Here is a 5,616-nt window from a genome sequence, read left to right as displayed (position 1 = left end):
GTAAAGCTGTTGTTCTATCCCGGGGGTTTCACTCAAAAAGGCAAAATACATATTTTTGAGCGGTTCATAGGCCCTGGCTCTAAGGGTGTACCATACTTTCTTTGCTTTTTGGACATCTGTATCCACAAACAGGGTTTTTGAAAAGAAATCCTTCTGGCAGGTTTCTTTGCGTTGGATAGCAGCAACCTGCGCATTGTCTTCAAAAGCCTGGAACACCGCGCTCAAAAACCCATTGAACGTTCCGTCATATACAAGAATTACCCCTGTTTCCATATCTGAGAGATTGTATTAATATTGTAATATTTCCAAAAATATGGAATAAATCCTAAATATGGAAATAATCCATAAATATTTTGGAATTAATCCATATTATGTATATTTGGAATATTTCCAAGCGCATTTCGTACAATGCATAGCAGGAGCAGCAGTAAAACATTGTCTATTATGGAACAGGAGATCACAATAAAAAGATTTACAGAAGTCAGGCGGGAACTGGGGTATACCCAGGCAGAATTTGCCCAAATGCTCGGCGTAGCGAATACGACAGCAGACATCGAAAGGGGGCGTACGCGCTTGTCTGGTAAACTGGTTATGGAACTCCTGAGGCAATTTAAGATCAATCCCCTTTGGTTGTTCGGGGAAAGCGAAACAAAACATCTGGAACCTTCCAGAACCAGTGTTATTCCCAAGGTGGTGACGGTAGATAATGCCGAACGGGACAATATGGTTCTTGTCAATGCCAAGGCAGCAGCAGGGTACCCGCAAAACATCCACGACACGAGTTGGTATCGTCAATTACCGGCATTTGATCTGCCTATTCCTGAGTTTCGAAATGCCACATATCGCGGCTTCCAGGTGGAAGGGGATAGTATGCTTCCCAATTTGAAGCCCGGGGACTGGGTACTGGCTAGGGCGGTAGAGGACCTTGAGGATGTGAGCCCCAATAAAATGTATGTCGTTGTCCTGCACGATGCCGTAATGGTAAAAAAAATAGACCGGCACCCGAATACGGGGAACCTCATCCTGATCTCCCTAAATGAAAATTACCCGCCCTACGAGATCCAGCCAGAACAGATACAGGAGCTTTGGATGGTAAGTAGTAAATTGACGTTTGGCGTAGATGCCACCACAGAAAGAGGATTGTTAAGGCAGCTTCAGGAATCCATGGAAGAACTTAAAAAACAAATACAAAGCTAAACGGTCCAAATTAGGACTAAGTTAATATCCTACCGCTGTATCGTCTCCCCGTTTATCTGCACCGCCTTCCAGCCGGCCGTCTTCCAGCACACGGATGGCGTCTACTTTCCCAATAATAGGGGTGCGTTCTTCGTTGATATTGTACCCTTTCTTCTTAAGCTCTTCTTTTAACGCTTCAGGAAAACCGTCGGGTTCAAAGGTGATGTGGTCCGGTAACCACTGATGATGAAATCTGGGGGCATTTACCGCTTCCTGCATACTCAGATTAAATTCAGAAACATTTAAGATGGTCTGCGCTACTGCGGTGATAATAGTGGAGCCCCCAGGTGTCCCAACTACCAGCCAAAGTTTACCCTCTTTTTCTACGATGGTTGGGGTCATACTACTCAGCATCCGCTTTTCTGGGGCTATACTGTTTGCTTTCGCTCCAATGAGTCCAAACATATTCGGCACACCGGGCTTGGCGCTGAAATCGTCCATTTCATTATTCAGGAAGAACCCAAGTTCATCGCAGTACAGCTTAGAGCCATAGGCCCCGTTAAGGGTGGTGGTCACTGACACCGCGTTACCTTCAGCATCAACGATTGAATAATGTGTGGTTTCGGAACTCTCTAGAATTTGCACGGCACCGCGTTTGATATCGGCCGACGGGGTGGCCTGTTCAAAGCTGAAACTGTCCATGCGTTCTTCTAAATAACTTTTACTTAGCAGTACGTCTAATGGGATATCAACAAAATCCGGATCTCCCAGGTAGTAATTCCGGTCGGCATATGCCCTCCTTGCTGCCTCAGTAAACAACTGAATGGCCTCAGCCGAATTGTGCCCGTACTTTGAAATCTCATAGGGCTCTATCATCTTAAAGATCTGGTTGATCGTAACCCCGCCACTACTTGGGGGGCTCATGGATATGATCTTAAGGTCCTTGTATCTGAAGACCACTGGCTGACGCCACTTGGCTTCGTAACGGGCGAGGTCTTCTTCGGTAACAAAGCCTCCCTTTTCCTGAATAAACCTGGCCAGCATACGGGCAGTCTCGCCCTTGTAGAATTCATCACGCCCGTTTTCTGCAATCCGCCTCAGGGTATTGGCAAGGGCAGGGTAGCGCAAGGTATCCCCGGGCATGCATTTATTGAAAAACAGGGTGTTGTCCCCGTTTACTTCCACAATCTGATCCCAATAATAGTCCAGTCGTTTTGCCTGTTTTTCGGTAACTTCCACACCTTGGTCAACCAGTTCGATGACTGGCTGGATGATCTCCTCAATAGGGAGGGTGCCAAATTTCTCATGGACTTCAAAAATCCCTGCAATGGTCCCGGGAACTGCAACCCCTGTCGCCCCGACTGTACTCATCCCGGGGATTACATTACCGAGGGAATCCAGGTACATGTCCTTATGGGCAGCCAATGGCGCCTTTTCCCTGTAGTCAAGTGCCCCAACGTCCCCATTGCTCAATCGGTACACCATAAATCCGCCTCCCCCCAGGTTGCCGGCAAAGGGATAGGCAACAGCAAGAGCCAGTTCGGTCCCTACCATGGCGTCAAAGGCATTGCCTCCTTTTTGCATGATGGCAACCCCAATCTGTGAGGCTTCCTTCCTTGCAGATACTACCATAGCCTCTTCTGTAACCAGACCGGTAGGTGGGGCCGGAGCCGGTTTACAATAGATCAATAAGAGGGTGGGAATCAGAAAAACTAGTCTTCGCATAAGGAAATAAATTTCTGTTTTGAAAATAGGGTTAAATCTTCAAAAAAGCTAGTAAACTCTGCTTCAAAACTTTCATAGAATTCCTCCAGCTCACTGATGGCATACTGCATCTTGCTCCTGTTCTTGGTCCTTCTGTTCATCCCTTGCAGGACTCTGGCAATTCCTTCCAGTTCTGCATAATTCAGGAGCCAGTTATCGGATATCATGTACGGCATCATTCGTTGCACTCCCCTTGGCAACAAGGAATAATACTGTTCCAGTGTCGTATAGAAATTATCTACATAAAGTTCAAGGGGGGTATCGGAATAGGACGTCCAGTTTTTAGCCAAAAAATGATCATAGAATATGTCTACAATAACCCTGTTGTAATGGCGGTATACCGGATATAACCTGCTGCTACTTTGTTTATGCATGGGATGGGCGTCCGTGTAGGAGTCGATCGCCCTGTGGAGCAGGATCCCTTTTTTGATCTTATCGGGAAATTTTTTATACCCCTTGCTCTTAACACTATCGGCAATGAAATTCCCAATGGCAATTTCCTCATCGTCAAAAGACAAATAAATATGGGCTAAAAAGTTCATTAAAAGTTGTTGATAATTCCAGACTACTAAATTACGAATTGCAGGGGCAGGGAAAGCGGGAAGACTGTTATATTTGCACAAACTTTTTTAGCAATGACCCTGATCAAATCCATTTCCGGAATACGAGGCACCATTGGCGGTAACCCCGGGGACAATCTGACCCCTCTGGACGTAGTGAAATTTTCAGCTGCCTACGGAAGCTGGCTCCGAAAGACCTATCAGAAATCAGACCTCACAGTGGTCATTGGGCGTGATGCTCGTTTGTCTGGCGAAATGGTTCAGAACCTGGTCATGTCTACCCTCACGGGTATGGGAATACATATCATAGACCTGGGTTTATCTACTACCCCCACTGTGGAAATCGCAGTTCCCAGGGAACAAGCAGACGGAGGGATCATACTAACGGCCAGCCACAACCCAAAGCAATGGAACGCTTTAAAATTGCTCAATGCAGAAGGAGAATTTTTGAATGCCAGGGAAGGTGCAATAATTCTGGAGCTGGCAGAGCGCGAAGATTTTGATTTTGCAGAAGTGGATCATCTGGGGAGCATCAGCAGGAAGGAAGATTATATCGATATTCATATCTCAGAGGTGCTCGCCCTGAGCCTGGTGGACGCGGCAACCATCCGGTCCAAGAAATTCAAAGTTGCGGTTGATGCCGTAAATTCTACAGGGGGTATAGCCATTCCCAAACTGCTGAAAGCCCTTGGGGTGGAAGTAATAAAGCTGTATTGCGATCCAACCGGGCATTTTCCACACAATCCGGAGCCCTTGAAGGAACACCTTCAGGACATCAGCAAGCTGGTTAAAGAAACCGGGGCAGATTTTGGTATCGTGGTAGATCCTGACGTGGACCGACTGGCCTTTATTTCCGATGATGGAAGTATGTTTGGCGAGGAGTATACCCTTGTCGCCTGTGCAGACTATGTCCTCTCCAAGACGAAAGGAAACACCGTTTCCAATTTGTCTTCTACCCGGGCATTGCGTGATGTTACAGAAAAACACGGGGGAAGTTACGAAGCAGCTGCCGTTGGTGAAGTAAATGTTGTGGCCAAAATGAAAGCTACCCATGCCATTATCGGGGGAGAAGGCAACGGCGGGATTATCTATCCTGAAAGTCATTACGGAAGGGATGCACTTGTAGGCACAGCCCTTTTCCTGATGCTACTGGCTGAGAGAGGCGGCAGTGTGAAAGCACTCCGGGATTCCTATCCTAATTATTACATGAGTAAACAAAAAATCCAACTAACCCCGGAATTGAATGTGGATCGCATCCTGGAGCGCATGGCGGGCAACTACCACTCTTATGCCCCTTCGACCATTGATGGAGTAAAAATTGACTTTGAGGAGAGTTGGGTGCACCTGCGCAAATCCAATACTGAACCTATTATCAGGGTATATACCGAGGCGGCTTCACAGGAGGCGGCTGATGCCTTAGGCAATAAAATCATAGAAGAGATCAAAGCGGTATCCCAGGAGGCATAAGCCCTAAATTATTTGAATTCCGGAGGGACTTTATCGCGGTGCTTCCACCGTTTGTGCGTCCAGAAATAATATTCCGGGGCCTCATAGATAGATTGCTCTACTTGCCTGAAATACGCATCGGTAAGTTCGTAATTGGGATAATCACTGGGGTTTTCAGCCAAAACCCTAAAGCTGCCCTGGTAATACCCTCTTTGGACCTTTTCAACTTTCAGATATACAACAGGCAGGTTGAACTTTTTACATAAATATTCGGCACCAGTATGCATGGGCACAGTTATTCCCATAAACGGAGCCCAATAATGGGCTTTTTTTACCATTGGGGATTGATCACTGATTATTCCATAAATAGCAAGATTCCCCGCCCTGTTGTTTTCAGCTGCTATTTCCCAGATCTCTTTCGTTGTAATCAATGTTGTGCCCCATTTGGCCCGTATGGACCGTACCAAACGATCGAAATATTTGTTATTGATGGGTTGGTAAATCCCAAATGCCCTGGCAGTTATCTCCATATTTAATGAGAACACCCATTCCCAGCTCGCATAATGGGGAAGCATAAGCATAACAGATTGGTTCTTTTTTTCAAACTGCAGCAATTCCTCAATATTGGTGAAAACATACCTTTTTTGTATTTCGGGAACTGATATGCTGA

At 46.3% G+C, this 5,616-nt stretch carries 5 protein-coding genes and 1 pseudogene; 2 read left to right on the top strand and 4 right to left on the bottom strand.

Annotated elements, in window-relative coordinates; translation table 11 throughout:
• A pseudogene (locus tag AC4E7D_RS07115) lies at positions 1-273 on the bottom strand (TIGR03915 family putative DNA repair protein); the annotation flags it as partial.
• A 171-nt stretch (positions 274-444) separates the two neighbouring features.
• On the opposite strand from AC4E7D_RS07115, the gene AC4E7D_RS07110 reads away from it, so the two are divergent.
• Positions 445-1,197 (top strand): XRE family transcriptional regulator, encoded by a 753-nt coding sequence (locus tag AC4E7D_RS07110; RefSeq protein ID WP_490173119.1) that lies wholly within the window; start codon positions 445-447, stop codon positions 1,195-1,197.
• Positions 1,198-1,218: 21 nt separating this feature from the next.
• Here the strand turns inward: AC4E7D_RS07110 and ggt are convergent, their stop codons facing one another.
• Together ggt and AC4E7D_RS07100 are read right to left on the bottom strand one after the other, a co-directional pair.
• Positions 1,219-2,901, bottom strand: coding sequence for a gamma-glutamyltransferase (gene ggt / locus AC4E7D_RS07105; RefSeq protein WP_490173118.1), 1,683 nt, complete (start codon positions 2,899-2,901; stop codon positions 1,219-1,221).
• Positions 2,889-3,482, bottom strand: coding sequence for an acyl carrier protein phosphodiesterase (locus AC4E7D_RS07100; RefSeq protein ID WP_490173117.1), 594 nt, complete (start codon positions 3,480-3,482; stop codon positions 2,889-2,891). Before AC4E7D_RS07100 ends, ggt begins: the two co-directional genes overlap by 13 nt.
• A 93-nt stretch (positions 3,483-3,575) precedes the next feature.
• Here AC4E7D_RS07100 and glmM point away from each other — a divergent pair, with 93 nt between their 5' ends.
• The gene (gene glmM, locus AC4E7D_RS07095) at positions 3,576-4,967 is read left to right on the top strand and encodes a phosphoglucosamine mutase (RefSeq protein WP_490173116.1); all 1,392 of its coding nucleotides are present in this window, start codon (positions 3,576-3,578) and stop codon (positions 4,965-4,967) included.
• A gap of 8 nt (positions 4,968-4,975) precedes the next feature.
• Here glmM and AC4E7D_RS07090 read toward each other — a convergent pair.
• Positions 4,976-5,616 (bottom strand): lysophospholipid acyltransferase family protein (locus AC4E7D_RS07090; RefSeq protein ID WP_490173115.1); only part of this gene is annotated, 641 nt, incomplete at its 5' end.

The organism is Lentiprolixibacter sp., assembly GCF_982873095.1.
Note: the sequence above shows the minus strand (reverse complement) of the source record. Positions and strands in the feature narration are given on the sequence as shown.